A 25,505-nucleotide genomic window follows, 5' to 3' on the forward strand; every position below is an offset into this window, starting at 1 on the left:
GTCGTAAAACCTGAGTTTGCGGTCTTACTGAAGCACCGCATCGCCTGACTTTACGACTGCTGCGCAGCCGGACGCAGGCTGCGCCAGCTGCTACAGGGCATGTCGCAACGTCCGGAATACGATTACAAATCCCTAACACAGGACTTTTCCTGACCACTGCGTCAGCGCGTAGAATGCGTCGCCTTGCGCATTAACACCTTTGGACGTTTCGCTTTTGAATTCCGTGACTGACCGCCCTGCCGCTACCGCCCTCACCCGTCCTGCCCGGGTTCGCCTTGAGCTGAAAAACCTGCTCACCCTGGCGCTGCCGATCACGATCGCGCAACTGGCCACCACCGCCATGGGCTTCGTCGACGCGGTGATGGCGGGCCGGGTCGGGCCTCGCGACCTGGCGGCGGTCGCACTGGGCAACTCAATCTGGGTGCCGGTGTTTCTGCTGATGACCGGCACCCTTCTGGCCACCACCCCAAAAGTCGCCCAGCGTTTTGGCGCCGGCACCCACAGCGAAATCGGCCCCATTGTGCGTCAGGCACTGTGGCTGGCCCTGGTGGTGGGTTTGATGGCGACCGGCATGCTGTTTAGCGCCGAACCGATCCTGCACTTCATGAAGGTCGATCCCGAATTGATCGGCCCGTGCATGCAGTACCTGCACGGCATTGCCAGCGGTTTGCCCGCCGTCGCCTTCTACCATGTGTTGCGCTGTTTCAGCGATGGCCTGGGCCGTACCCGCCCGGCGATGGTGCTTGGCCTGTGCGGGCTGGCGCTGAACATTCCACTGAATTACATCTTTATCTATGGCCACTTCGGCGTACCCGCCATGGGCGGTGTCGGCTGCGGCTGGGCCACGGCGATTGTGATGTGGGTGATGGCATTGGGCATGGCCGGCTGGGAACGCTGGGCGCCGGCTTATCAATCGAGCCAGTTGTTCAGCCGTTTTGACTGGCCGCAATGGTCGGTGATCAAACGCTTGCTGGGCATCGGCCTGCCGATCGGCATCGCGGTGTTCGCCGAGTCGAGCATCTTTGCGGTGATCGCGCTGCTGATCGGCAGCCTCGGCGCCACAGTGGTAGCCGGGCATCAGATCGCCCTGAACTTCAGTTCGCTGGTGTTCATGATCCCTTACTCTCTCGGCATGGCCGTGACGGTGCGGGTCGGCCAGGCCCTCGGTCGCCAGGAGCCACGCGAGGCACGTTTCGCGGCCGGTGTCGGCATGGGCACGGCGCTGGCTTATGCCTGCCTGTCCGCGAGCATGATGCTGTTGCTGCGAGAGCACATTGCAGCGATCTACACGGCTGACCCGACGGTGATTCGAGTGGCCGCGATGCTGATCGTGTACTCGGCGTTGTTCCAGTTTTCCGATGCCATTCAGGTGACGGCGGCCGGTGCATTACGCGGTTACCAGGACACGCGAGTGACGATGATCCTGACGCTGTTCGCTTATTGGGGGATTGGTTTGCCGGTGGGTTACGCGCTGGGCTTGACCGATTGGTTCGGTGCGCCAAGCGGCCCGAGCGGGCTGTGGCAAGGCTTGATTGTGGGCTTGAGCTGCGCGGCGCTGATGCTGTCGATCCGCCTGGCGCGCAGTGCACGCAAGCGGATCCGCATCAGTCATTCGGCGGGTTAAGCGAGTTTCTTGCGGATCCAGTACAGGTAGGTGCCCGCCTCTTCGTGCTGCGCCACCAGTTCGTGATCAAGGAATACGCAGAACTTGGGAATGTCGCGACGGGTCGACGGGTCGGTCGCGATCACCTTGAGCAGGCCGCCGGGCACCAGGTCACGGATGTGCTGGTGCAGCATCATGACCGGTTCCGGGCAGTTCAGGCCGGTGGCGTCGAGGGTGCCGTCTACCGGCGTATCAAGCATTTCACTCATGATTAACTCCTGAAACTGGCCGGTATTGCCGGCTTTTAACATCATCTGTGGCGTACACCGTACTTGTGGGAGTGAGCCTGCTCGCTCCCACAGGGGGCCGCTTCAATCAGCGGGATTTCGGTTTTTTGACGTCCAGCCGGCGTAGGTGGCACGTCACTTCTTCACGGTCGTGATACAGTTGTTTGCAGCCGATCTCGACCCGAATCCCGCGCTCCTTGAAGCCGTCGGCGATGCGTTCCAGCAAACGTTTGACTTCGGCATAACGCTGTTTCATTGGCAGTTTGAGGTTGACCACCGCTTCTCGGCAATGGCCCTCGCCAATCCACTCTTCCAGCATCGCGGCGTTACGCGCTGGCTTTTCGACGATGTCGCAGACCATCCAGTCCACCGGCTGTCGGGGCTTGAAGGTAAAACCGTCCGCCATCAAGTGTTGCACCAAACCGGTGTCCATCAGGCTTTCAGCCATCGGGCCGTTGTCGATGGCCGTCACCAGCATGCCGCGATTGACCAATTGCCAGGTCCAGCCTCCGGGTGCAGCGCCCAAGTCAACGCCGGTCATGTCACTGTGCAGACGCTCATCCCACTGATCACGCGGGATGAAGTGATGCCAGGCCTCTTCCAGTTTCAGCGTCGAGCGGCTGGGCGCCTCACGCGGGAACTTGAGGCGTGGAATGCCCATGGGCCACATCGCCGAGTTGTTCGACTCGGCCAGGCCCATAAACACTTCACGACCGCTCTTGAAGGTCAGCAGCAAACGCGGTTTGTGCGCATCTTCCACCAGTTTTCCGGCGGCCATCAGCGCCTTGCGCAGGTGACCTTCAAACTTCTTGCAGAAGTTCGACAGTTCCTTGCCATCGTTGGTGTCGACCATTTCCAGCCACAGGCTGCCGCACAGCGGAAAGTCCGCCATGTGCGCGAGGATCACACTGATGCGGTCGGTTTCCGGCAAATCGATAAAAATTCCGCGCGCCCATTGGCGCGGGAAGATCAGATCAGCGAAACGCTGTCCACGCATCAGACGCTCGGCGCCGTCTTCCTCGGTGCAGATAAATTCAGCACAGGCGCTGGCAGTTTTGGCCTTGGCATAACCGGCCACGTTCAGGCGTGCTGCGTGTTCGGCTATCTCGGAACAGACTTCGCCTTCGAAGCCCGGCCGGCAATGCATAAAGAGGGTGTTCATTCTTACTCCTGGGCAGATGGCGAGACATTCAACCACTGCGCGATGCCCAGGCTTGCGTTGAAGCAAAGCCTGTCACGAAAACCGGCGCATGATAGCCGAGTTCTCAACCTTGGACTTAACCATAGAGTCCAGTTATTAGCCTTAACGTCCAAACAGGACTAGGTTAAATGCTCTGTCTGTTCCGTCAGTCCGTAGCCGTGCGGACCAAAAGGAGTCATTTCAATGCCGTCCCTCGATAGCCTGAAAACCCTTAAATCACTGCAAGTCGACGACAAGACCTACCACTATTTCAGTCTGCCCGACGCCGCCAAGAGCCTCGGTGATCTCGACCTGTTGCCCATGTCGTTGAAAGTACTGTTGGAAAACCTGCTGCGCTGGGAAGACGGAAAAACCGTGACCGGCGCCGACCTCAAGGCGATTGCCGGGTGGCTCAAGGAGCGTCGCTCCGACCGGGAAATTCAGTACCGCCCCGCTCGCGTATTAATGCAGGACTTCACCGGCGTTCCCGCCGTGGTCGACCTGGCCGCCATGCGCGCCGCCATGGCCAAGGCCGGCGGCGACCCGCAGCGCATCAATCCGCTGTCGCCGGTGGATTTGGTGATCGACCATTCGGTGATGGTCGACAAATTTGCCAGTTCAAGCGCCTTCGAACAGAACGTCGACATCGAAATGCAACGCAACGGTGAGCGTTACGCGTTCTTGCGCTGGGGCCAGAGCGCCTTTCGCAACTTCAGTGTAGTGCCGCCGGGCACCGGGATCTGCCATCAGGTCAACCTCGAATACCTGGGCCGCACGGTCTGGACCAAGGACGAGGACGGCCGCACCTATGCCTTCCCCGACACCTTGGTCGGCACCGATTCCCACACCACCATGATCAACGGCCTCGGCGTGCTCGGCTGGGGCGTCGGCGGGATCGAAGCGGAAGCGGCGATGCTCGGCCAACCGGTGTCGATGCTGATCCCCGAAGTGATTGGCTTCAAACTCACCGGCAAGCTCAAGGAAGGCATTACCGCCACCGACCTGGTGCTGACCGTCACGCAGATGCTGCGCAAGAAAGGCGTGGTCGGAAAATTCGTCGAGTTCTACGGCGACGGCCTCGCCGACCTGCCACTGGCCGACCGCGCGACCATTGCCAACATGGCCCCGGAATACGGCGCCACCTGCGGCTTCTTCCCGGTGGACGACGTGACGCTGGAGTATTTGCGCCTGTCCGGCCGGCCGGTCGAAGTGGTCAAACTGGTCGAGACCTATACCAAAGCCCAGGGCTTATGGCGTTTGCCGGGCAAGGAGCCAGTGTTCACCGACAGCCTCGCATTGGACATGGCCAGCGTCGAAGCCAGCCTTGCCGGACCAAAGCGCCCACAAGACCGGGTGTCGTTGCCGAATGTCGCGCAGGCGTTCAGCGATTTCCTGGGCCTGCAATTCAAACCCACCAGCAAGGAAGAAGGTCGCCTGGAAAGTGAGGGCGGTGGCGGCGTCGCCGTGGGCAATGCCGATCTGGCCGGTGAAGCGGACTACGAACATGACGGTCAGACCTATCGCCTGAAAAACGGCGCAGTGGTGATTGCCGCGATCACGTCCTGCACCAACACCTCCAACCCGAGCGTGATGATGGCCGCAGGTCTGGTGGCGAAAAAGGCTGTGGAAAAAGGCCTGAAAAGCAAACCGTGGGTCAAGACATCGCTGGCCCCCGGTTCGAAAGTGGTCACCGACTATTACAAGGCAGCCGGCCTGACTGAGTACCTCGACGAACTCGGCTTTGCCTTGGTCGGCTACGGTTGCACAACCTGTATCGGTAACTCCGGACCTTTACCTGAACCGATCGAGAAAGCCATTCAGAAAGCCGACCTCGCAGTGGCCTCGGTCTTGTCCGGTAACCGCAACTTTGAAGGCCGTGTGCATCCGCTGGTGAAAACCAACTGGCTGGCCTCCCCGCCCCTGGTCGTGGCCTATGCGCTGGCCGGCACGGTACGCATCGACATCAGCAGTGAACCATTGGCCAACGATAAAGATGGCAATCCGGTGTACTTGCGCGACATCTGGCCGAGCAGCAAGGAAATTGCCGACGCCGTGAATAAGGTCAACACCGCCATGTTCCACAAGGAATACGCCGAAGTGTTTGCCGGCGACGAGCAATGGCAAGCCATCCAGGTGCCGCAAGCGGCGACCTACGTATGGCAGGACGATTCGACCTATATCCAGCACCCGCCTTTTTTCGATGACATCGGCGGCCCACCGCCCGTGGTCAAGGACGTCGTCGGGGCTAGAGTGCTTGCGCTGCTGGGCGACTCGGTGACCACCGACCACATCTCCCCCGCCGGCAATATCAAGGCCGACAGCCCCGCCGGTCAGTACTTGCGCGACAAAGGTGTGGAACCGCGCGACTTCAATTCCTACGGCTCCCGTCGCGGCAACCATGAAGTGATGATGCGCGGCACCTTCGCCAACATCCGTATTCGCAACGAGATGCTCGGCGGCGAAGAAGGCGGCAACACCTTCTATATACCCACTATGGAGAAAATGCCGATCTACGACGCCGCCATGCGATATCACGCTTCGGGCACGCCGCTGGTGGTGATCGCGGGCCAGGAATACGGCACCGGCTCAAGCCGCGACTGGGCGGCCAAAGGCACCAATCTGCTGGGCGTGAAAGCAGTCATCGCCGAAAGCTTCGAACGGATCCACCGCTCCAACCTGGTCGGCATGGGCGTGTTGCCGCTGCAGTTCAAACTGGATCAGAACCGCAAAAGCCTGAACCTGACCGGCAAGGAAACGCTGGAGATCCTCGGATTGACCGGCGTAGCGCTGACGCCGAGGATGAACCTGACACTGGTGATCACCCGTGAAGATGGCAGCAAGGAAAAGATTGAAGTGCTGTGCCGGATCGACACGCTCAATGAGGTCGAGTACTTCAAGTCGGGGGGAATTCTGCATTACGTGTTGCGGCAGCTAATCGCATCCTGAAGGACCGCCAGCGAAGGCGGCCGTGCGACGTGCGGCGCCAATAAGGACGCCTTCGCCGGCAAGCCGGCTCCTACGGGGTTTGTGTGGTCCACAAAATCAAGGTGAGTACGGATTTTTGTAGGTGCTGGCTTGCCAGCGAAGGCGGCCTCGCGACATGCAAAAAGTCAGTTCCTTTATTGCTGGATCACAGGCATTTCTGCCTAAATGCCCCCATAAGGCAGTCTCGCCAGTCAATCAGGATGACCTCATGCTCGTACTGCCCTGGCCGTACCTGACCCTCCTCTCTGCCGGCTATGTTCTGGCACTCACCTACGGACAACTGACGGCACAGGCGAGCATTGCGATTATTTTGCTGCTACTCGCCGGTTTTTCCGCCCGGCAACACCACTACCGCTACGGCCGCTATTTCGGTCATATCCTGTTCATCCTCCTGGCACTCGCTTTGGCCCTCCATTGGTGGCCGGGGTTTTACAACGCAAGGATGATCGACAACGAACGCCTTACCGAGAACGCCATGCCGTTCTCGATGAACCTCAACCTGGACAAACCACTGATAGGCTTCTGGCTGCTACTCGTCTGCCCGTGGATCGTCGCCCCCCATTCGTTGACACAGACATTAAAGGCCAGCGCATTGGCCATCAGCCTGACGGCGCTCGCCACCCTCGGGGGAGCCTGGCTGCTGGGGATCGTCGAGTGGTCACCGAAATGGCCGGAACAGTCATGGCTGTGGATAAACAACAACCTGCTGCTGGTGACATTAGTAGAAGAGGCCTTGTTTCGCGGCTACCTGCAAGGAGGCCTGAGCCGACGCTTCCAACACCTGGCCTACGGTGAACTCCTTGCCCTGCTGATCGCTTCGCTCCTGTTCGGGCTGGCCCATTGGGGTGCGGGCTGGGAATGGGTTTGTCTGGCTAGCCTGGCCGGTGCCGGTTATGGACTGGCCTATCGTTTCGGCGGATTGGCGGCGGCCATTGCCACCCACTTCGGCTTGAATCTGCTGCACTTCGCGCTGTTCACTTATCCGATGCTCGCGAGCTGAGTCCATGTTCGTTTTGCGACGCACTGCTAATTAATGAAAAATAATTTCAACTAATCCCTGACGCTGCCGAGAACCTTCAAAGCCTTGCGGATTGAAAAAGTCATGCGTAACAACCAACCCATTACCCAACGCGAACGAACTTACCCGGCTCAGCAACGTTTGATTTCCACCACCGATGCCAAGGGTGTGATCACCTACTGTAACGATGCGTTCATCGAGATCAGCGGGTTTTCTCGTGAGGAGCTGATCCGTGCACCGCACAACCTGGTCCGCCACCCCGACGTTCCTGCGGCCGTGTTCGCGCACATGTGGGGCATGCTGAAACAAGGCTTGCCATGGATGGGCATTGTCAAGAATCGCTGCAAGAGCGGTGATCACTATTGGGTGAACGCCTACGTGACACCGGTTTTCGAAGGCAACCAGGTGATCGGTTACGAGTCGGTGCGGATCAAACCCACCGCCGAACAAATCCAGCGCGCCGAAGCACTCTACCAACGCATCAACCAGGGCAAGTCTGCCATTCCATCCACTGATAAATGGTTGCCGGTGCTTCAGGATTGGCTGCCTTTCATTCTGGTCAGCCAGGTGAGCTTCATGATCGGTGCCTCACTGTCGTCCCAATGGGGCTTCGCCTTGGCCGCCGGCGTGTCGGTGCCGTTGGGCCTGATGGGGTTGAACTGGCAGCAACGCGGGCTCAAGCGCCTGCTGCGCCTGGCCGAACAGACCACGTCCGAGCCGCTGATCGCGCAGATGTACACCGACAGTCGTGGCACTCAGGCGCAACTGGAAATGTCGATCCYCAGCCAGGAAGCCCGCCTGAAAACCTGCCTGACCCGCCTGCAAGACACCGCCGAGCACCTGACCGAGCAAGCGAAACAGTCCGACACCCTGGCGCACAAAAGCTCCACCGGCCTGGAACGTCAGCGCGTCGAAACCGAACAGGTCGCCACCGCCGTCAACCAGATGGCCGCCACCACGCAGGAAGTCGCCAGCCACGTACAGCGCACCGCCGACGCCACACAGGAAGCCAATCGCCTGACCGGTCGTGGCCGCGATATCGCCGGGGAAACCCGCGACGCCATCCATCCACCGGACAGATCCACGCCCTGATCGCCAAACTCCAGCAAACAGCGAGCACGGCGGTACAAACCATGGAAGCCGGGCATCGTCAGGCGGAAGAAGGCGTGGCGCGGGTACTGGAATCGGATCAGGCCCTGGTGGGGATCAGCGAAGCGGTGGCCAACATCACCGACATGACCACCCAGATCGCGGCGGCGACTGAAGAACAAAGTGCGGTGGCCGAGGAGATCAGCCGCAACATCAGCAACATCTCGCATCTGGCGGATCAGACGTCGGAACAGGCTCAACACTCGACGTTGTTGAGTGAAGAGCTGACGAAGACCGCGAATACCCAGTATTCGCTGGTGGAGCGGTTTAACCGCTGATCGTCGCTGGAAAGAAAAACCCGGACAGTGAAAGCTTCCGGGTTTTTTGTTGCCGATCTGAAAGTTTTGTCGCCTCCCAAGGCCTCTTCGCGGGCAAGSCCGCTCCACAGGGGATCTGCTGTGAACACAAATATTGGTGCACCCGAGATAGAATGTGGGAGCGGCCTTGCCCGCGAAGAGGCCGGGACTGCTGGCGAGAATCTCACCCTAGAAACAAGGCAACCTTCTGCGCCGCAGCCGCCAAATGCTGCTCATGGGTAAACCCCGAAGCTTTCAACGGCTTCAGGTCATGATCCCCCGCCGTCAGCCAAAACACCTCAATCGCCGGTGCCAAGGTGTAAGCCTCGACCGCCTCCCGATTACCCAGTGCATCGCGCTCGCCTTGCACAATCAACGCCCGCGTCTTCAACCCGGCCAGATGCTCAACCCGAGGTTTCTCCGGTTTGCCGACGGCATAAAACGGATACCCCAGGCACACTAGCGCATCAGCCCCCAGTTCGTCCGCGAGCAAACTCGCCATCCGCCCGCCCATGGACTTGCCGCCGACGGCCAAACGCCCAGTGACATGGCGTCGCACCAGGGCATACACCTCACGCCAGCATTCAAGCAGTTTCGGGGCTGGATTGGGTGGTCGTTTACCCCCATCAGCGCGCCGCTGCGCCATGTACGGAAACTCGAAGCGCACCACGTTGACGCCTTGATCGGCAAGGCGTGCAGCCATGTCGTTCATCCAGCCACTGTCCATCGGCGCACCGGCACCGTGGGCGAGGATCAGCGTCGCCGATGCTGGCGCTACAGCTGCATTCCACAGCCATCCGCGATCCTGCACGCACTGCGCCCATTGATCCCCGTCAATACTGGCCTTGTGCTGTTTGTCCATGCTTGCCTCGCTTTTAGTCTGCCAATAACTCCAGGCGAAGGAAGCGTCTGCCTTGCGCGACTTACTCGCGAAGCCGGGCCTTCACTTCGGCTGAACCGTGGATGGGGAACCATGAACACTTCTATCAGTACCGCCTACAACTACAAGGTGGTCCGCCAATTCGCCATTATGACGGTGGTGTGGGGCATCGTCGGTATGGGGCTCGGGGTTTTTCTCGCGGCTCAATTGGTCTGGCCTGAACTCAACTTCAATTTGCCATGGACCAGTTTCGGGCGGTTACGCCCGTTGCACACCAATGCCGTGATCTTCGCGTTCGGCGGTTGCGCCCTGTTCGCCAGTTCGTTCTATTCGGTGCAGCGCACCTGTCAGACCCAACTGTTTGCGCCAAAAATCGCCGCATTCTGCTTCTGGGGCTGGCAACTGGTGATCCTGTTGGCGGCCATCACCTTGCCCCTTGGTTACACCAGTTCCAAGGAATACGCCGAGCTGGAATGGCCGATAGACATTCTGATCACCATCGTCTGGGTCGCCTACGCCATCGTGTTCTTCGGCACGATCATGCAACGCAAGACCAAGCATATCTACGTTGGCAACTGGTTCTTCGGTGCGTTCATCGTCACCGTGGCGATTCTGCACATCGTTAACAACATTGAGTTGCCGGTAAGTTTCACCAAGTCCTACTCGGTGTACGCCGGGGCAACCGATGCCATGGTGCAGTGGTGGTACGGCCACAACGCCGTGGGCTTTTTCCTCACCGCCGGTTTCCTCGGGATGATGTACTACTTCGTGCCGAAGCAGGCCGAGCGGCCGGTGTATTCCTATCGCCTGTCCATCGTGCACTTCTGGGCGCTGATCACCCTGTATATCTGGGCCGGTCCGCACCACTTGCACTACACCGCCCTGCCGGACTGGGCTCAGTCGCTGGGTATGGTGATGTCCTTGATCCTGCTGGCACCGAGCTGGGGCGGGATGATCAACGGCATGATGACGCTCTCGGGCGCCTGGCATAAGTTGCGCAGCGACCCGATCCTGCGCTTCCTCGTGGTCTCGCTGGCGTTCTACGGCATGTCGACCTTCGAAGGGCCGATGATGGCGATCAAGACTGTCAATGCCCTCTCCCACTACACCGACTGGACCATCGGCCACGTTCACGCCGGGGCACTCGGCTGGGTGGCGATGATTTCCATCGGCGCGCTGTATCACATGATCCCGAAAGTCTTTGGCCGCGAGCAGATGTACAGCGTCGGCCTGATCAACGCGCACTTCTGGCTCGCGACCATCGGCACCGTGCTGTACATCGCGTCCATGTGGGTCAACGGCATCGCCCAGGGCCTGATGTGGCGCGCAGTCAACGCAGACGGCACGCTGACCTACTCCTTCGTCGAAACCCTGGTGGCCAGCCACCCAGGCTTCATCGTGCGACTGGTGGGCGGGGTGATCTTCCTCAGCGGCATGTTCCTGATGGCTTACAACACCTGGCGCACCGTACAGGCCTCGCAGCCTGCCGACGTCGCCACTGCCGCGCAGATGGCTTGAGGAGTCCGCCATGAAACACGAAACAATCGAAAAAAACGTCGGCCTGCTGCTGTTGCTGATGATCCTGGCCGTGAGCATCGGCGGCCTGACCCAGATCGTCCCGCTGTTCTTTCAGGACGTGACCAACAAACCGGTAGAAGGCATGAAGCCCTACACCGCGCTGCAACTGGAAGGTCGCGACATTTACATCCGCGAAGGCTGCGTCGGTTGCCATTCACAAATGATCCGCCCATTCCGCGCCGAGACCGAACGCTACGGTCACTACTCGGTTGCCGGCGAAAGCGTCTGGGATCATCCGTTCCTCTGGGGCTCCAAGCGCACCGGGCCGGACCTGGCGCGAGTCGGTGGCCGCTATTCGGAAGACTGGCATCGCGCGCACTTGTACAACCCGCGCAACGTAGTGCCTGAATCGAAAATGCCCGCCTATCCATGGCTGGTGGCCAACCCGCTCGACAGCAGCCACACCGAAACCAAGATCCGCGCCATGCGCACCCTTGGCGTGCCGTATACCGATGACGACATCGCAGGCGCAGTCGCTTCGGTCAAGGGCAAGAGCGAAATGGACGCTTTGGTTGCCTACCTGCAAGTGCTCGGCACTGCCATCAAGAGCAAGAGGTGAGCCATGATCGTTGAAATAAGCACTGGAATGATCCGCGGCCTGGGCACGGTCGTGGTGTTTGTGGCCTTCGTCGGCCTGACGCTGTGGGTGTTCAACAGCAAGCGCACGCCGCAATTCGCCGAAGCGCGCTTGCTGCCGTTCGCCGATGAGCCACAACCCGACGCCACCCAAGAACCTGCAACAAGGAGTACCCGCCCATGACCACCTTCTGGAGTACGTGGATCTGCGTACTGACCATTGGCAGCCTGATCTTCCTGACCTGGCTGCTGATTGCCACCCGCAAGGGCGAAACCAAGGGCAGCGTCGACCAGACCATGGGCCACAGCTTCGACGGCATCGAGGAATACGACAACCCGTTGCCGCGGTGGTGGTTCCTGCTGTTTATCGGCACGCTGGTGTTTGGCGCTGGTTATCTGATCCTTTATCCGGGCCTGGGCAACTGGAAGGGCATTTTGCCGGGCTATGAAAACGGCTGGACCGGTGCGCATGAATGGGAAAAGGAGATGGCAAAGGCCGACGCCAAGTTCGGGCCGATCTTCGCCAAGTTCGCTGCGATGCCGCTGGAAGAAGTGGCCAAGGACCCGCAAGCGTTGAAAATGGGCGGCCGCCTGTTTGCGTCCAACTGCTCGGTCTGCCACGGCTCGGATGCCAAGGGCGCGTTTGGCTTCCCTAACCTGACGGACAGCAATTGGCGTTGGGGCGGCGACGCCCAAATGATCAAAACCACGATCATGGGCGGTCGCATGGCGGCGATGCCGGCTTGGGGTGAAATCCTCGGAGAGGCCGGCGTGAAGAATGTCGCGGCGTACGTACGACATAACCTGGCCGGCCTGCCGTTGCCTGCCGACAGCGGCGCCGACCTGCAAGCCGGACAGCAACTGTTCAGCACCACCTGCGTCGCCTGTCATGGGGCAAACGGCCAGGGCACTGAAGCCATGGGCGCGCCGAATTTGACGCACCCGGCCGGTTTTATCTACGGTACGAGCCTGGCGCAATTGCAACAGACCATCCGCCATGGTCGCCAGGGCCATATGCCGGCGCAGAACGAATTGCTCGGTAACGACAAAGTGCAGCTGCTCGCGGCTTACGTGTACAGCCTGTCGAAAGGTGATGAGCAGTTGAGCGACAAGCAGCAAGCTACAAGCAGCAAGTAAAAGCAAAAGCAAAAGCAAAAGCAAAAGCAAAAGCAAAAGCAAAAGCTGCAAGCGACGAGATTCCCTCTTGAAGCTTGCAGCTTGCAGCTTGCAGCTGCCCCTTTGCGACCCATTGTCGCACCCTCCTCTTGCTCTTTCTTTCGGTTCACCAGATTCGGGTCTAAGCTTGCTCGGTGCGGACTGGCATGAGCCGGTTCCGGGTCGTTTTTAGCCRATGTGTTCGACGATTCTGTTCGATGACAAGCTGCAAAGGCTGGTAATTACCGGCTGTCGCGCCAATTGCCGTCGGTCACTCGATCGTTGCGTTTGAACACGTCCCGTTACAACTGACCGGACCCCCTCACCATTTTCATCCGCTGCGACATTTTGTCCTCGGGCGATTTTGTCCTTACGCGGCGCATGGAAAGGCCGCAGAATCAGCTTTAGAAAGCCTTGACCGGGGTCATGGCGCGTTGCAATGACCCCCTGCTTTCTCCATACTTGCGGCCGATTTTTACTCCTAATAAAACACCCAAACCGTGGAACCTTAGAATGAGCACAGCAATCAGTCCGACTGCTTATAACTATAAGGTAGTCCGCCAGTTCGCCATCATGACGGTGGTCTGGGGGATACTTGGCATGGGGGTCGGTGTCTTCATCGCCTCACAGCTTGTATGGCCGGAATTGAACTTCGGTCTGCCGTGGACGACTTTTGGACGCTTACGCCCGCTGCACACCAACCTGGTGATTTTCGCCTTCGGCGGTTGTGCACTGTTTGCCACTTCTTATTACGTCGTGCAGCGAACCTGCCAAACGCGACTGATTTCCGACAGCCTCGCGGCCTTCCACTTCTGGGGATGGCAAGCGGTGATCGTCGGTGCCGGCATTACTTTGCCGCTGGGTTACACCACCAGCAAGGAATATGCGGAGCTGGAATGGCCTCTCGCGATTCTGCTGGCCATCGTCTGGGTGGTTTACGCAGTGGTGTTCTTCGGCACCATCATGAAGCGCAAGACCAAGCACATCTATGTCGGTAACTGGTTCTTCGGTGCCTTCATCCTCGTGACCGCGATGCTGCACATCGTCAACCACATGTCGCTGCCGGTCAGCCTGTTCAAGTCTTACTCGGCCTACGCCGGTGCGACTGACGCAATGGTCCAGTGGTGGTACGGTCACAATGCGGTCGGTTTCTTCCTGACCACCGGCTTCCTGGGGATGATGTATTACTTCGTTCCGAAGCAGGCCGAACGTCCGATCTACTCCTATCGCCTGTCTATCGTGCACTTCTGGGCACTGATCACCCTGTACATCTGGGCCGGCCCGCACCACCTGCACTACACCGCGCTGCCGGACTGGGCGCAGTCGCTGGGCATGGCCATGTCGATCATCCTGCTGGCACCAAGCTGGGGCGGCATGATCAACGGCATGATGACCCTGTCGGGCGCCTGGCATAAGCTGCGCACCGACCCGATCCTGCGCTTCCTGGTCGTGTCGCTGGCGTTCTACGGCATGTCGACCTTCGAAGGCCCGATGATGGCCATCAAGACCGTCAACGCGCTGTCTCACTACACCGACTGGACCATCGGCCACGTACACGCCGGCGCCTTGGGCTGGGTAGCGATGATCTCGATCGGCGCGGTTTACCACATGATCCCGAAACTGTTCGGTCGCCCGCAGATGTACAGCGTAGGCCTGATCAACGCACACTTCTGGCTCGCAACCATCGGTACCGTTCTGTACATCGCTTCGATGTGGGTCAACGGCATCACCCAGGGCCTGATGTGGCGTGCAATCAACGATGACGGCACCCTCACCTACTCGTTCGTCGAAGCGCTGCAAGCCAGCCACCCTGGTTTCATCGTTCGCGCCCTGGGCGGTGCGTTCTTTGCCAGCGGCATGCTGTTCATGGCTTACAACGTATGGCGTACCGTACGCGCCTCGAACCCGGCAGAAGCCAAAGCTGCCGAACAGATCGCTGTAGTTGGAGCTCACTGATGAAGCATGAAGCAGTCGAGAAGAATATTGGCCTGCTGGCCTTCTTCATGGTTATCGCCGTCAGCATCGGCGGCCTGACCCAGATCGTTCCGCTGTTTTTCCAGGACGTCACCAACAAGCCGGTCGAAGGCATGAAGCCGCGCCCTGCCCTTGAACTGGAAGGCCGCGATATTTACATCGCCAACGGCTGTGTCGGCTGCCACTCGCAGATGATCCGCCCGTTCCGTGCTGAAACCGAACGTTACGGCCACTACTCGGTCGCCGGTGAAAGCGTCTGGGACCACCCGTTCCTGTGGGGTTCCAAGCGTACCGGTCCGGACCTGGCCCGTGTCGGCGGTCGTTACTCCGATGACTGGCAGCGTGCGCACTTGTACAACCCGCGCAACGTGGTGCCTGAGTCGGTAATGCCGGCTTACCCGTTCCTCGTGGAAAACAAGCTCGACGGCAAAGACACCGCCAAGAAAATGGAAGTCTTGCGCACGCTCGGCGTCCCTTACACCGACGAAGACATCGCCGGTGCCCAGGATGCTGTGAAGGGCAAAACCGAAATGGACGCGCTGGTGGCCTATCTGCAAGGCCTGGGCACCATCATCAAAAGCAAACGGTGATTTAGATGGATATCGGGATGATTCGTGGCCTGGGCACCGTTGTTGTGATGGTGGCCTTCATCGGTCTGGCGTTGTGGGTGTTCAGCCCCAAGCGCAAGTCGGAGTTTGAAGACGCGACCTTGCTGCCTTTCGCGGATGATCCCGAAGCCATCAAGCACGTCGAGCAAGCTTCTAGGAGTAACAAAGAATGACAACGTTCTGGAGTCTGTACGTCACAGTCCTCACTCTCGGCACCATTTTCGCCCTGACCTGGCTGCTGCTGAACACCCGCAAGGGTCAGCGCAGCGAGCAGACGGAAGATACGGTTGGACACTCCTTCGACGGGATCGAGGAGTACGACAACCCACTGCCAAAATGGTGGTTCATGCTGTTTGTGGGCACCATCATTTTTGCCTTGGGCTACCTGGTGCTGTACCCGGGCCTGGGTAACTGGAAAGGCCTGCTGCCGGGTTACAACTACCTCGATACCGAGAAGCAGACTCCGTTCGCCAACGGCCAGGCTGGCTGGACCGGTGCTCACGAGTGGGAAAAGGAAATGGCCAAGTCGGACGCCAAGTTCGGTCCGATCTTCGCCAAGTTCGCGTCCATGCCTATCGAGGAAGTCGCCAAAGACCCGCAAGCCCTGAAGATGGGTGGCCGTCTGTTTGCCTCCAACTGCTCGGTCTGCCACGGTTCCGACGCCAAGGGCGCTTACGGTTTCCCTAACCTGACTGACGCCGACTGGCGTTGGGGCGGCGATGCGCAAACCATCAAGACCACCATCATGGGCGGCCGTCACGCGGTCATGCCAGCGTGGGCTGAAGTGATCGGCGAGCAAGGCGTTTCGGACGTTGCTGCGTTTGTACTGACCAACCTCGATGGCCGCAAATTGCCAGAAGGCGCCAAGGCTGACCCGGTTGCCGGCCAGAAGTTGTTCGCCGCCAACTGCGTGGCCTGCCACGGTCCGGCGGGAAAAGGTACGCCAGCGATGGGCGCGCCTGACCTGACCCACCCGGGCGCGTTCATCTACGGTTCGAGCTTCGCTCAATTGCAGCAGACCATCCGTTACGGCCGTCAGGGCCAGATGCCTGCGCAAGAACAGCTGCAAGGCAACGACAAGGTTCACCTGCTGGCCGCTTACGTCTACAGCCTCTCTCAAGGTGAGAAAGCACCGGCGGCAGACGCTCAGTAAGGCAAACGCTTGAAGCAACAAAAAACGGCCCCGCCAATGAAGATTGGCGGGGCCGTTTTGTTTCAAGCGCAATAATACAGCGACCGATGGCAGCCCTGTGCTTGCTTCTGAGGTTGCTTGACAACTTGTCGAGTAGTAACGTTTCTACAAGCAACTTTCAGGAGGGTTACACATGATGGCTATCACCACCATCTCCAGCCGAGAATTCAACCAGGACACAAGTAGTGCCAAAAAAGCCACGCGCCAGGGGCCGGTTATCATCACCGACCGTGGCAGACCTGCCCACGTACTGCTAAGCATTGAGGAGTACCAAAAACTGACCGGCATCAACGCAAACATTGTCGACCTGTTGGTGATGCCGGAAGCGGCAGACATCGAGTTCGATACCGAGCGTACCGTCATCAACCATCGCCCCGTGGACCTGTCCTGATGTTCTTGCTCGACACCAACGTAATATCCGAACTACGCAAACCCCAGGCTGACGCAAACGTCGTCGCCTGGGCCAAAAGTATCATCGCCYCACGAATGTTTATTTCAGCCATCACCTTGAAGGAACTGGAGACCGGGGTGCTGCGAATGGAGCGACGCGATCCCGTACAGGGAAAGGTGCTGCGCTCGTGGCTGAAGCAACACGTCATACCGGCCTTCGATGCCAGAATCCTGCCGATCGATGCTGCCGTGGCACTGCGCTGTGCCAGCTTGCACGTTCCGGACCGCACCAACGAAAGCGATGCCTTGATTGCCGCGACCGCGCTGGTTCACGGATTGACAGTGGTCACCCGTAACACCAGCGACTTTCAATCCAGCGGTGTTGCGCTGCTCAATCCATGGGATGAATGAACTCGCCGCCGCGCAAAACCGTCCATAATTCACAAGTCAATTGATTCAAGTCATTACACCGTCAGCAGATTTCCACCAACGTGACCAAAGGTCGCACCCTTGTGCTAGAGCTTCAGGCGTATCATTGCGCCACTGCAACACCCCTTTTTGACCGCGGTTGGCATGTACTGACCGGGGCATTTTTCCACTGCCGTGGGATGCAACGATGAGCAATCAGATTCCGGTACACGACATCACTCCGCCTGCCAAAGACGCGAACAAAAGCGTCGACCTTTATGCCTCTCGCGAAAAGATCTACACCCGCGCGTTCACTGGCCTGTTCCGCAATCTGCGGATGATGGGCGGCGCTTTTTTGTTTCTGTTGTATTTCGGCACGGTCTGGCTGAACTGGGGTGGTCATCAAGCCGTCTGGTGGAACCTGCCGGAGCGTAAATTCTTTATTTTTGGTGCAACCTTCTGGCCTCAGGATTTCATCCTGCTGTCGGGCATTTTGATTATCAGTGCCTTCGGTCTGTTCTTCATCACCGTCTACGCCGGTCGCGTCTGGTGCGGTTATACCTGCCCGCAAAGCGTCTGGACGTGGATTTTCATGTGGTGTGAAAAAGTCACCGAAGGCGACCGCAACCAACGCATCAAGCTGGATAAAGCGCCGATGAGCGCCAACAAATTCCTGCGCAAATTCAGCAAGCATTCGATGTGGCTGCTGATCGGCTTCGTCACCGGCCTGACCTTCGTCGGTTACTTCTCGCCGATCCGCGAACTGGTGTTCGATTTCTTCACCGGCGAAGCAGATGGCTGGTCGTATTTCTGGGTCGGTTTCTTCACCCTTGCCACCTACGGCAACGCCGGCTGGTTGCGCGAGCAGGTGTGCATCTACATGTGCCCGTACGCTCGCTTCCAGAGCGTGATGTTCGACAAGGACACGCTGATCGTCTCCTACGATCCACGTCGTGGCGAGTCCCGTGGCCCGCGCAAGAAAGGCATCGACTACAAGGCACAAGGCCTGGGCGATTGCATCGATTGCACCATGTGCGTCCAGGTCTGCCCGACCGGCATCGACATCCGCGATGGCCTGCAAATCGAGTGTATCGGGTGCGCCGCCTGTATCGACGCCTGCGATGCCATCATGGACAAGATGGACTATCCGCGCGGCCTGATCAGCTACACCACCGAGCACAACCTGTCCGGGCAAAAAACCCATAAACTGCGTCCGCGCCTGATCGGCTATGCCGTGGTGCTGCTGGCGATGATTTCGTTGTTGATCACTGCGTTCTTCATGCGTTCGCTGGTCGGTTTCGACGTCAGCAAAGACCGCGTGCTGTACCGCGAGAATGCCGAAGGCCGGATCGAAAACGTCTACAGCCTGAAAGTCATGAACAAAGACCAGCGCGATCACACCTACGTACTTGAGGCCACCGGTTTGCCGGACCTCAGGCTGCAAGGCAAGCGCGAGATCAAAGTCGCCGCGGGGGAAATTTTCAGCCAACCGGTGGAGCTGTCCAGCGCACCGGAAAAACTGCCATCGAGCACCAACGAGGTGAAGTTTATCCTCAAGGATGCCGATGACAATAGCGTTCACGTTGAAGCCAAGAGCCGATTCATCGGCCCACAAATTCGTTGAGAGTAGTCATCATGCCCGCAACAGCTGCAAGTCCCTGGTACAAGCACCTTTGGCCGTGGATCATCATCGGGATTCTGGCCTGTTCGGTGACCCTGACCTTGTCCATGGTGACCATCGCGGTGAATCATCCGATCGACCTGGTGAACGACAACTACTACGAGGCTGGCAAAGGCATCAATCGCTCACTCGACCGTGAACGGTTGGCCCAGACACTGCAACTGCGCGCCAGGATTCATCTGGATAGCGTGACCGGCGAAGTCGATCTGCACCTGAGTGGTAACAGCCAACCGAAAACCCTCGAGCTGAACCTGATGTCGCCGACACAGCCCGAGAAGGATCGCAAGATCACCCTCGCCCACAGCAACACAGAACAGGGCCGCTACATTGGTCAACTGAGTGACACAGTCGAAGGGCGTCGCTTTGTAGAACTGTTGGGGGTCGAGGGTGACAAGACCTGGCGCCTGTTCGAAGAAGAACCGGTCAGCCACGACAAAGACCTGCTGCTGGGCGATGAGCCGCTGCAAGGCGCGGAAGACCTGAAAAAGTAAGCCTTACCCTGATCGTTCCCACGCTCTGCGTGGGAACGCAGCCAGGGACGCTCCGCGTCCCAGCCGAAGCGGACGCGGAGCGTCCGGGGAGGTATTCCCACGCAGAGCGTGGGAACGATCATCGGACTTCACCTCATGACCACTCCAACCCCCTGCTACCACTGCGCCCTGCCCGTCCCCGCCGGCAGCCGCTTCACCGCTGCGGTCCTGGGTGATACCCGCGAGTTTTGCTGCCCGGGTTGCCAGGCGGTGGCTGAAGCTATCGTGGCGGGTGGGCTGGAAAGCTATTACCAGCATCGCAGCGAGTCATCGGCCAACCCCCAAGCCTTGCCTGTGCAGTTGGTGGACGAACTGGCGCTGTACGACCGCGCCGACGTGCAAGCACCTTTCGTGCGCCACGACGGTGACCTCGCCGAAACCACCCTGTTGATGGAAGGCATCAGCTGCGCCGCGTGCGGCTGGTTGATCGAGAAACACCTGCGCGGCTTGCCGGCAGTGGCCGAAGCGCGCCTCAACCTGTCCAATCATCGCTTGCACGTACGCTGGGCCGACGCGCAATTGCCGTTGAGCCAGGTCCTCAGTGAGTTGCGCCATATCGGTTACGCCGCCCACCCTTATCAAGCCGACCGCGCCAGCGAACAACTGGCAAGTGAAAACCGTCTGGCCTTGCGTCAACTGGGTGTCGCCGGGCTGCTGTGGTTCCAGGCGATGATGGCGACCATGGCCACCTGGCCGGAATTCAACATCGATCTCAGCCCCGAAATGCACACCATTCTGCGCTGGGTCGCGCTGTTTCTGACCACACCGATTGTGTTCTACAGTTGCGCACCTTTTTTCAAAGGCGCAATGCGCGACCTGCGTACCCGCCACCTGACCATGGACGTTTCGGTCTCACTGGCGATTGGCAGCGCCTACCTCGCCGGGATCTGGACTTCGATCACCGGCTCCGGTGAGCTGTATTTCGATGCGGTCGGGATGTTTGCGCTGTTCCTGCTCGCCGGTCGCTATCTGGAGCGCCGGGCCCGCGAGCGCACCGCCGCTGCCACCGCACAACTGGTCAATCTGCTGCCCGCTTCATGTCTGCGCCTGAGCAATGACGGCCAAAGTGAGCGAATCCTGCTCAGCGAATTGCGCGTCGGTGATCAGGTACTGGTTCACCCCGGCGCGATTCTGCCGGCCGACGGCAAGATCCTCGAAGGCCAGTCGAGCATCGATGAATCGCTGCTGACCGGCGAATACCTGCCGCAACCACGAACGCCCGGCGATGCAGTGACCGCCGGCACGCTGAACGTTGAAGGGGCGTTGACGGTGCAAGTGTTGGCACTGGGCCAGGACACCCGACTGTCCGCCATTGTTCGCCTGCTGGACCGTGCGCAAGCCGAAAAGCCACGCCTGGCGGAAATCGCCGACCGCGCCGCGCAGTGGTTTTTACTGGTGTCGCTGATTGCCGCCGCTGCCATTGGCCTGTTGTGGTGGGAACTCGATTCATCGCGAGCCTTCTGGATTGTGCTGGCCATGCTCGTCGCCACCTGCCCGTGCGCTTTGTCCCTCGCGACGCCAACCGCACTGACCGCCGCCACCGGCACGCTGCACAAACTCGGCCTGCTGCTGACGCGCGGTCATGTGCTGGAAGGCTTGAACCAGATCGACACGGTAATCTTCGACAAGACCGGCACCCTCACTGAAGGGCGTCTGGCGTTGCGTTCAATCCGCCCCCTTGGCGCACTCGACAGTGACCAGTGCCTGAGCCTCGCCGCCGCCTTGGAAAACCGCTCCGAACACCCGATCGCCCGCGCCTTTGGCCGCGCACCACTGGCCGCCGAAGAAGTCCACAGCACGCCAGGGTTGGGTCTTGAAGGCCTGGTCGGTGACCAACGATTGCGCATTGGCCAACCCAGTTTTGTCTGCGAACTCAGTGGGGCAGCCGCGCCCTTGATGCCCAATGAAGCAGGCCAATGGTTGCTGCTCGGCGACAGTCAGGGGCCGCTGGCGTGGTTTGTCCTCGACGACCGTTTGCGCGCCGATGCCCCGGCCTTACTGCAAGCCTGCAAGGCACGGGGCTGGCGAACCTTGCTGTTGTCTGGCGACAGTTCGCCGATGGTCGCCAGCGTCGCCGCCGAACTGGGTATCGACGAGGCCCGTGGCGGTTTACGGCCGGACGATAAACTGCAGGTCCTGCAACAACTGCACAAGGAAGGCCGCAAGGTGTTGATGCTCGGTGACGGGGTCAACGACGTGCCAGTGCTGGCCGCCGCCGACATCAGCGTGGCGATGGGCTCGGCCACCGATCTGGCGAAAACCAGCGCCGATGCCGTGTTACTGTCCAACCGCCTCGACGCGCTGGTGCAAGCCTTCAGCCTGGCACGGCGAACCCGCAGGATAATCATCGAGAACCTGTTGTGGGCCGGGTTGTACAATGGCCTCATGTTGCCGTTTGCAGCCCTCGGCTGGATTACGCCCGTGTGGGCCGCCGTCGGCATGTCGATCAGTTCGTTGACCGTGGTGTTGAACGCCCTGCGCCTGACTCGCCTGCCGAGCGCGCCTGTTGCCAGCACCACGCCAGAAACCCGCCCGCTGCCGGCCTGAGCCGGCGCGGGCATGGAGTCCACCCATGCCAGCTCTATACGTGATGATCCCGGCCGCATTGCTGCTCGTGGCCATCGCTGTTTACATCTTCTTCTGGGCAGTCGACAGCGGTCAGTACGACGACCTCGACGGCCCGGCCCACAGCATTCTGTTCGACGACCAGGACCCGGCCCATAAAGCAGCGGTCGAAGAAGCCAGCGGCCATCCGGCCAAACCGGACGACAAGGCTCCGCCTCATGCTTGAGTTGGCGCCACTGCTGGTGTCTGCGGTGATTCTCGGCTTGCTCGGGGGCGGCCATTGCCTGGGCATGTGTGGCGGCTTGATGGGCGCGCTGACCTTGGCGATTCCCAAGGAACAACGCAGCCGGCGCTTTCGACTGCTGCTGGCTTACAATCTGGGACGGATCCTCAGCTATGCCACGGCCGGCCTGCTGATCGGCCTGGCGGGCTGGGCCGTGGCCAACAGCCCGGCAGCCATGTTTATGCGGGTCATCGCCGGTTTGCTGCTGATCGCCATGGGCCTGTACCTCGCCGGCTGGTGGAGCGGCCTGACCCGCATCGAAAGCCTGGGTCGCGGCCTGTGGCGGCATCTCCAGCCGGTCGCCAACACATTGCTGCCGGTATCGAGCCTGCCCCGCGCCTTGCTGCTGGGGGCGCTTTGGGGCTGGCTGCCGTGCGGGCTGGTTTACAGCACATTGTTGTGGTCGGCCAGCCAGGGCAATGCGCTGGACAGCGCCTTGTTGATGCTCGCCTTCGGGCTCGGCACCTGGCCGGTGCTGCTCGCTACGGGTCTTGCCGCTGAGCGGGTGACGGCGCTGTTGCGCAAACGCAGTGTGCGCATGGCCGGCGGGATGCTGGTGATGCTGTTCGGCCTCTGGACCTTGCCGGGGCCGCATCAGCATTGGCTTATGGGGCATTAAATCAACACCACAGTTCTGTAGCAGCTGCCGAGGCTGCGTYCGGYTGCGRAGCAGYCGTAAACCCTGATCGCGAGGTTTTCCTGAAGCACCGCATTGTCTGACTTCACGTCTGCTTCGCAGCCGGACGCAGCCTCGCGCTGCTCGGCAGCTGCTACAAGTCCGCGCTCACCGTTGACACAAATCAACATGCCCAACCGCCTCGCCCCCTAGACTCGCAGACACTGCCAGCCTATCCGGGGGAATGCCCGCATGATGCTCGACGCCATTCGTTGGGACACCGATCTGATCCGCCGTTATGACCTGGCGGGACCGCGTTACACCTCTTATCCGACTGCGGTGCAATTCAACAGCCAGGTCGGTTCGTTCGAGCTGTTCCACGCGCTGCGCGACAGCCGCAAGGCCATGCGCCCGCTGTCGCTGTACGTGCACGTGCCGTTTTGCGCGAACATTTGCTACTACTGTGCCTGCAACAAAGTCATCACTAAGGACCGTGGCCGGGCCCTGCCCTACTTGCAGCGCCTTGAGCAGGAAATCCAGCTGATCGCCTGTCACCTCGACCCGGCGCAGAAGGTCGAACAACTGCATTTTGGCGGCGGCACCCCGACTTTTCTCAGCCATGATGAACTGCGCCAGTTGATGGCCCAGTTACGCAAAAACTTCAACTTGCTGGATGACGACTCCGGTGACTATGGCATCGAGATCGACCCTCGCGAAGCCGACTGGTCGACCATGGGCCTGCTGCGCGAACTGGGCTTCAACCGCGTCAGCATTGGCTTGCAAGACCTCGACCCGGCGGTGCAACGGGCAGTCAATCGCCTGCAAAGCCTGGAAGAAACCCGTGCAGTGATCGAAGCCGCGCGGACCCTGCAATTTCGCTCGATCAACATCGATCTGATCTATGGCTTGCCCAAGCAAACGCCGGAAAACTTCGCACGCACAGTCGATGAAGTCATCAAACTGCAACCGGATCGGCTCTCGGTGTTCAATTACGCGCACTTGCCGGAACGCTTCATGCCGCAACGGCGCATCAACACAGACGAGCTGCCAACGCCGGCGCAGAAGCTGGAAATGCTCCAGCGCACCATCGAACAACTGACTGCAGCCGGCTACCGCTACATCGGCATGGACCATTTCGCCCTGCCCGACGACGAACTGGCGATTGCCCAGGAAGACTCGACCCTGCAACGCAACTTTCAGGGCTACACCACCCACGGGCATTGCGATTTGATCGGTTTGGGGGTGTCAGCCATCAGCCAGATCGGTGATCTGTACTGCCAGAACACCAGCGACCTGGCTCAATACCAGAACACCCTGGACGCAGCTCAACTGCCCACCGTCCGTGGCCTGGTGTGCAACGCCGATGACCGGTTGCGGCGGGCGGTGATACAGCAGCTAATCTGCAATTGCAGCCTGGAATTCGTCGAGATCGAAGAGGCTTTCAACATCGACTTTCGCGGTTACTTCGGCCAACTATGGCCGCAGCTTCAAACCATGGCCGATGACGGTTTGATCACGCTCGACTGCGAACGAATCACCGTTCTGCCGGCCGGTCGTTTGTTGGTGCGGTCGGTATGCATGCTGTTCGATGCCTATCTGCAAGAGCTCAGCCACCAACGGTTTTCCCGGGTGATCTAACTTTTCATCATCAGGCAGGCGGATTTCAACACTTGCACAGGATCGCCAATCACCACCTTATATCGTGGCATGACAATATCTGCACAAACTGGCCGGAACGCCCTCCTGTGGGTTACCCTTACGTCTTATGTGTGTTTTCCCACAAGGATTGAAGAAATGTCCGAGCCAGTCAAACTGCGTGCTCATAACCAGGCCCATTGCAAGGATTGCAGCCTCGCCCCCCTGTGTTTACCGCTGTCTCTGAACCTGGAAGACATGGATGCGCTGGACGACATCGTCAAACGTGGCCGCCCGCTGAAGAAAGGCGAGTTCCTGTATCGCCAGGGCGACACCTTCGATTGCGTCTACGCAGTACGCTCCGGCGCCCTCAAGACGTTCAGCCTGAGCGACAGCGGTGAAGAGCAACTCACCGGTTTCCACCTGCCGAGTGAACTGGTCGGCCTGTCGGGCATGGACACCGAAAAACATCCCGTGTCCGCACAAGCGCTGGAAACGACCTCGGTGTGCGAAATCCCTTTCGACCGCCTCGACGAACTGGCCCTGCAACTGCCACAACTGCGCCGTCAGTTGATGCGCGTCATGAGCCGCGAGATTCGTGAAGATCAACAAATGATGTTGCTGCTATCGAAAAAAACCGCCGACGAGCGTATCGCCACGTTCCTGGTCAACCTGTCGGCTCGGTTTCGCGCCCGCGGCTTCTCGGCCAACCAGTTCCGCCTGAGCATGTCGCGCAACGAAATCGGCAATTACCTGGGGCTGGCGGTCGAAACCGTATCCCGGGTCTTCACCCGTTTCCAGCAGAACGAATTGATCGCTGCCGAAGGCAAGGAAATCCGTATCCTCGACCCGATCCAGCTCTGCGCGTTGGCCGGCGGCTCTGTCGAAGGCTGATTGCAACCCTTGCGGCTGAGCG

At 59.7% G+C, this 25,505-nt stretch carries 23 protein-coding genes and 1 pseudogene; 21 read left to right on the top strand and 3 right to left on the bottom strand.

Going from position 1 to position 25,505, the window contains the following annotated elements; all coding sequences use genetic code 11:
* Positions 1-214 precede the first annotated feature (214 nt).
* Positions 215-1,624, top strand: coding sequence for an MATE family efflux transporter (locus tag AC1DSG_RS09200; RefSeq protein ID WP_477790605.1), 1,410 nt, complete (start codon positions 215-217; stop codon positions 1,622-1,624).
* On the opposite strand, the gene tusA is transcribed toward AC1DSG_RS09200, so the two are convergent.
* Positions 1,621-1,872, bottom strand: coding sequence for a sulfurtransferase TusA (gene tusA / locus AC1DSG_RS09205; RefSeq protein ID WP_007945068.1), 252 nt, complete (start codon positions 1,870-1,872; stop codon positions 1,621-1,623). The two genes, AC1DSG_RS09200 and tusA, sit on opposite strands and share 4 nt — an antisense overlap.
* 106 nt (positions 1,873-1,978) lie before the next feature.
* Positions 1,979-3,052 carry a 23S rRNA (cytidine(2498)-2'-O)-methyltransferase RlmM gene (gene rlmM, locus AC1DSG_RS09210; protein WP_223511694.1) on the bottom strand — a complete coding sequence of 358 codons (1,074 nt, stop codon included), beginning with the start codon at positions 3,050-3,052 and terminating at the stop codon, positions 1,979-1,981.
* Between the two features lie 222 nt (positions 3,053-3,274).
* On the opposite strand from rlmM, the gene acnA reads away from it, so the two are divergent.
* From acnA to AC1DSG_RS09225, 3 genes and pseudogenes are all read left to right on the top strand, one after another.
* Entirely contained in the window at positions 3,275-6,016 is a 2,742-nt protein-coding gene (acnA, locus tag AC1DSG_RS09215; protein ID WP_477790606.1) for an aconitate hydratase AcnA, read from the top strand.
* A 247-nt stretch (positions 6,017-6,263) separates the two neighbouring features.
* A complete protein-coding gene (locus AC1DSG_RS09220) occupies positions 6,264-7,055 on the top strand; it encodes a lysostaphin resistance A-like protein (protein WP_477790607.1) in 792 nt (263 codons plus the stop codon).
* A gap of 102 nt (positions 7,056-7,157) precedes the next feature.
* Positions 7,158-8,500, top strand: a pseudogene (locus AC1DSG_RS09225) (methyl-accepting chemotaxis protein).
* Positions 8,501-8,702: 202 nt separating this feature from the next.
* Here AC1DSG_RS09225 and AC1DSG_RS09230 read toward each other — a convergent pair.
* Complete coding sequence (locus tag AC1DSG_RS09230; protein WP_477790608.1) at positions 8,703-9,380, bottom strand: alpha/beta family hydrolase; 678 nt, start codon at positions 9,378-9,380, stop codon at positions 8,703-8,705.
* Between the two features lie 111 nt (positions 9,381-9,491).
* Here AC1DSG_RS09230 and ccoN (AC1DSG_RS09235) point away from each other — a divergent pair, with 111 nt between their 5' ends.
* The 17 genes from ccoN (AC1DSG_RS09235) to fnr all read left to right on the top strand — a co-directional run bounded on the left by ccoN (AC1DSG_RS09235) (position 9,492) and on the right by fnr (position 25,483).
* Positions 9,492-10,916, top strand: a complete 1,425-nt coding sequence (gene ccoN / locus AC1DSG_RS09235) for a cytochrome-c oxidase, cbb3-type subunit I (RefSeq protein ID WP_477790609.1) — start codon at positions 9,492-9,494, stop codon at positions 10,914-10,916.
* A gap of 10 nt (positions 10,917-10,926) precedes the next feature.
* A complete protein-coding gene (gene ccoO / locus AC1DSG_RS09240) occupies positions 10,927-11,535 on the top strand; it encodes a cytochrome-c oxidase, cbb3-type subunit II (RefSeq protein WP_477790610.1) in 609 nt (202 codons plus the stop codon).
* Positions 11,536-11,538: 3 nt separating this feature from the next.
* Positions 11,539-11,736, top strand: a complete 198-nt coding sequence (locus AC1DSG_RS09245; RefSeq protein WP_477790611.1) for a cbb3-type cytochrome oxidase subunit 3 — start codon at positions 11,539-11,541, stop codon at positions 11,734-11,736.
* Positions 11,733-12,689: a cytochrome-c oxidase, cbb3-type subunit III gene (gene ccoP / locus AC1DSG_RS09250; protein ID WP_477790612.1), complete on the top strand. Its 957-nt coding sequence runs from the start codon at positions 11,733-11,735 to the stop codon at positions 12,687-12,689. Before AC1DSG_RS09245 ends, ccoP (AC1DSG_RS09250) begins: the two co-directional genes overlap by 4 nt.
* 531 nt (positions 12,690-13,220) lie before the next feature.
* Complete coding sequence (ccoN, locus tag AC1DSG_RS09255; protein ID WP_477790613.1) at positions 13,221-14,663, top strand: cytochrome-c oxidase, cbb3-type subunit I; 1,443 nt, start codon at positions 13,221-13,223, stop codon at positions 14,661-14,663.
* A complete protein-coding gene (ccoO, locus tag AC1DSG_RS09260; RefSeq protein ID WP_007945053.1) occupies positions 14,663-15,271 on the top strand; it encodes a cytochrome-c oxidase, cbb3-type subunit II in 609 nt (202 codons plus the stop codon). Before ccoN (AC1DSG_RS09255) ends, ccoO (AC1DSG_RS09260) begins: the two co-directional genes overlap by 1 nt.
* 5 nt (positions 15,272-15,276) lie before the next feature.
* Complete coding sequence (locus AC1DSG_RS09265) at positions 15,277-15,462, top strand: CcoQ/FixQ family Cbb3-type cytochrome c oxidase assembly chaperone (protein WP_003175465.1); 186 nt, start codon at positions 15,277-15,279, stop codon at positions 15,460-15,462.
* Positions 15,459-16,442: a cytochrome-c oxidase, cbb3-type subunit III gene (ccoP, locus tag AC1DSG_RS09270; RefSeq protein WP_477790614.1), complete on the top strand. Its 984-nt coding sequence runs from the start codon at positions 15,459-15,461 to the stop codon at positions 16,440-16,442. The genes AC1DSG_RS09265 and ccoP (AC1DSG_RS09270) overlap by 4 nt, the downstream gene beginning before the upstream one ends.
* A gap of 175 nt (positions 16,443-16,617) precedes the next feature.
* On the top strand, positions 16,618-16,872 hold the full coding sequence (locus tag AC1DSG_RS09275) for a type II toxin-antitoxin system Phd/YefM family antitoxin (RefSeq protein ID WP_477790630.1): 255 nt from the start codon (positions 16,618-16,620) through the stop codon (positions 16,870-16,872).
* A complete protein-coding gene (locus AC1DSG_RS09280) occupies positions 16,872-17,282 on the top strand; it encodes a PIN domain-containing protein (protein WP_477790615.1) in 411 nt (136 codons plus the stop codon). The genes AC1DSG_RS09275 and AC1DSG_RS09280 overlap by 1 nt, the downstream gene beginning before the upstream one ends.
* Positions 17,283-17,487: 205 nt before the next feature.
* Positions 17,488-18,903 (top strand): cytochrome c oxidase accessory protein CcoG, encoded by a 1,416-nt coding sequence (gene ccoG, locus AC1DSG_RS09285; protein WP_477790616.1) that lies wholly within the window; start codon positions 17,488-17,490, stop codon positions 18,901-18,903.
* A gap of 11 nt (positions 18,904-18,914) precedes the next feature.
* Complete coding sequence (locus tag AC1DSG_RS09290; protein ID WP_477790617.1) at positions 18,915-19,451, top strand: FixH family protein; 537 nt, start codon at positions 18,915-18,917, stop codon at positions 19,449-19,451.
* A 135-nt stretch (positions 19,452-19,586) separates the two neighbouring features.
* Positions 19,587-22,037, top strand: a complete 2,451-nt coding sequence (locus tag AC1DSG_RS09295; RefSeq protein WP_477790618.1) for a heavy metal translocating P-type ATPase — start codon at positions 19,587-19,589, stop codon at positions 22,035-22,037.
* Positions 22,038-22,062: 25 nt separating this feature from the next.
* Positions 22,063-22,281, top strand: a complete 219-nt coding sequence (gene ccoS, locus AC1DSG_RS09300) for a cbb3-type cytochrome oxidase assembly protein CcoS (protein WP_477790619.1) — start codon at positions 22,063-22,065, stop codon at positions 22,279-22,281.
* Positions 22,274-22,957, top strand: coding sequence for a sulfite exporter TauE/SafE family protein (locus tag AC1DSG_RS09305; protein WP_477790620.1), 684 nt, complete (start codon positions 22,274-22,276; stop codon positions 22,955-22,957). The genes ccoS and AC1DSG_RS09305 overlap by 8 nt, the downstream gene beginning before the upstream one ends.
* Positions 22,958-23,209: 252 nt before the next feature.
* A complete protein-coding gene (gene hemN, locus AC1DSG_RS09310; protein ID WP_477790631.1) occupies positions 23,210-24,592 on the top strand; it encodes an oxygen-independent coproporphyrinogen III oxidase in 1,383 nt (460 codons plus the stop codon).
* 156 nt (positions 24,593-24,748) lie between these two features.
* Positions 24,749-25,483, top strand: coding sequence for a fumarate/nitrate reduction transcriptional regulator Fnr (fnr, locus tag AC1DSG_RS09315; RefSeq protein ID WP_477790621.1), 735 nt, complete (start codon positions 24,749-24,751; stop codon positions 25,481-25,483).
* The last annotated feature ends 22 nt before the right edge of the window (positions 25,484-25,505 follow it).

This window comes from Pseudomonas sp. P5_A12 (assembly GCF_056400685.1).

Coding starts and splice junctions, on each gene's coding strand:
- ccoO (WP_477790610.1), top strand. CDS start 10,927: ATGAAACACGAAACAATCGAAAAAAACGTCGGCCTGCTGCTGTTGCTG.
- AC1DSG_RS09305 (WP_477790620.1), top strand. CDS start 22,274: ATGCTTGAGTTGGCGCCACTGCTGGTGTCTGCGGTGATTCTCGGCTTG.
- ccoN (WP_477790613.1), top strand. CDS start 13,221: ATGAGCACAGCAATCAGTCCGACTGCTTATAACTATAAGGTAGTCCGC.
- AC1DSG_RS09220 (WP_477790607.1), top strand. CDS start 6,264: ATGCTCGTACTGCCCTGGCCGTACCTGACCCTCCTCTCTGCCGGCTAT.
- AC1DSG_RS09265 (WP_003175465.1), top strand. CDS start 15,277: ATGGATATCGGGATGATTCGTGGCCTGGGCACCGTTGTTGTGATGGTG.
- acnA (WP_477790606.1), top strand. CDS start 3,275: ATGCCGTCCCTCGATAGCCTGAAAACCCTTAAATCACTGCAAGTCGAC.
- AC1DSG_RS09275 (WP_477790630.1), top strand. CDS start 16,618: ATGGCTATCACCACCATCTCCAGCCGAGAATTCAACCAGGACACAAGT.
- AC1DSG_RS09245 (WP_477790611.1), top strand. CDS start 11,539: ATGATCGTTGAAATAAGCACTGGAATGATCCGCGGCCTGGGCACGGTC.
- ccoO (WP_007945053.1), top strand. CDS start 14,663: ATGAAGCATGAAGCAGTCGAGAAGAATATTGGCCTGCTGGCCTTCTTC.
- rlmM (WP_223511694.1), bottom strand. CDS start 3,052: ATGAACACCCTCTTTATGCATTGCCGGCCGGGCTTCGAAGGCGAAGTC.
- ccoG (WP_477790616.1), top strand. CDS start 17,488: ATGAGCAATCAGATTCCGGTACACGACATCACTCCGCCTGCCAAAGAC.
- AC1DSG_RS09230 (WP_477790608.1), bottom strand. CDS start 9,380: ATGGACAAACAGCACAAGGCCAGTATTGACGGGGATCAATGGGCGCAG.
- hemN (WP_477790631.1), top strand. CDS start 23,210: ATGCTCGACGCCATTCGTTGGGACACCGATCTGATCCGCCGTTATGAC.
- AC1DSG_RS09290 (WP_477790617.1), top strand. CDS start 18,915: ATGCCCGCAACAGCTGCAAGTCCCTGGTACAAGCACCTTTGGCCGTGG.
- AC1DSG_RS09295 (WP_477790618.1), top strand. CDS start 19,587: ATGACCACTCCAACCCCCTGCTACCACTGCGCCCTGCCCGTCCCCGCC.
- ccoS (WP_477790619.1), top strand. CDS start 22,063: ATGCCAGCTCTATACGTGATGATCCCGGCCGCATTGCTGCTCGTGGCC.
- ccoN (WP_477790609.1), top strand. CDS start 9,492: ATGAACACTTCTATCAGTACCGCCTACAACTACAAGGTGGTCCGCCAA.
- ccoP (WP_477790614.1), top strand. CDS start 15,459: ATGACAACGTTCTGGAGTCTGTACGTCACAGTCCTCACTCTCGGCACC.
- ccoP (WP_477790612.1), top strand. CDS start 11,733: ATGACCACCTTCTGGAGTACGTGGATCTGCGTACTGACCATTGGCAGC.
- tusA (WP_007945068.1), bottom strand. CDS start 1,872: ATGAGTGAAATGCTTGATACGCCGGTAGACGGCACCCTCGACGCCACC.
- fnr (WP_477790621.1), top strand. CDS start 24,749: ATGTCCGAGCCAGTCAAACTGCGTGCTCATAACCAGGCCCATTGCAAG.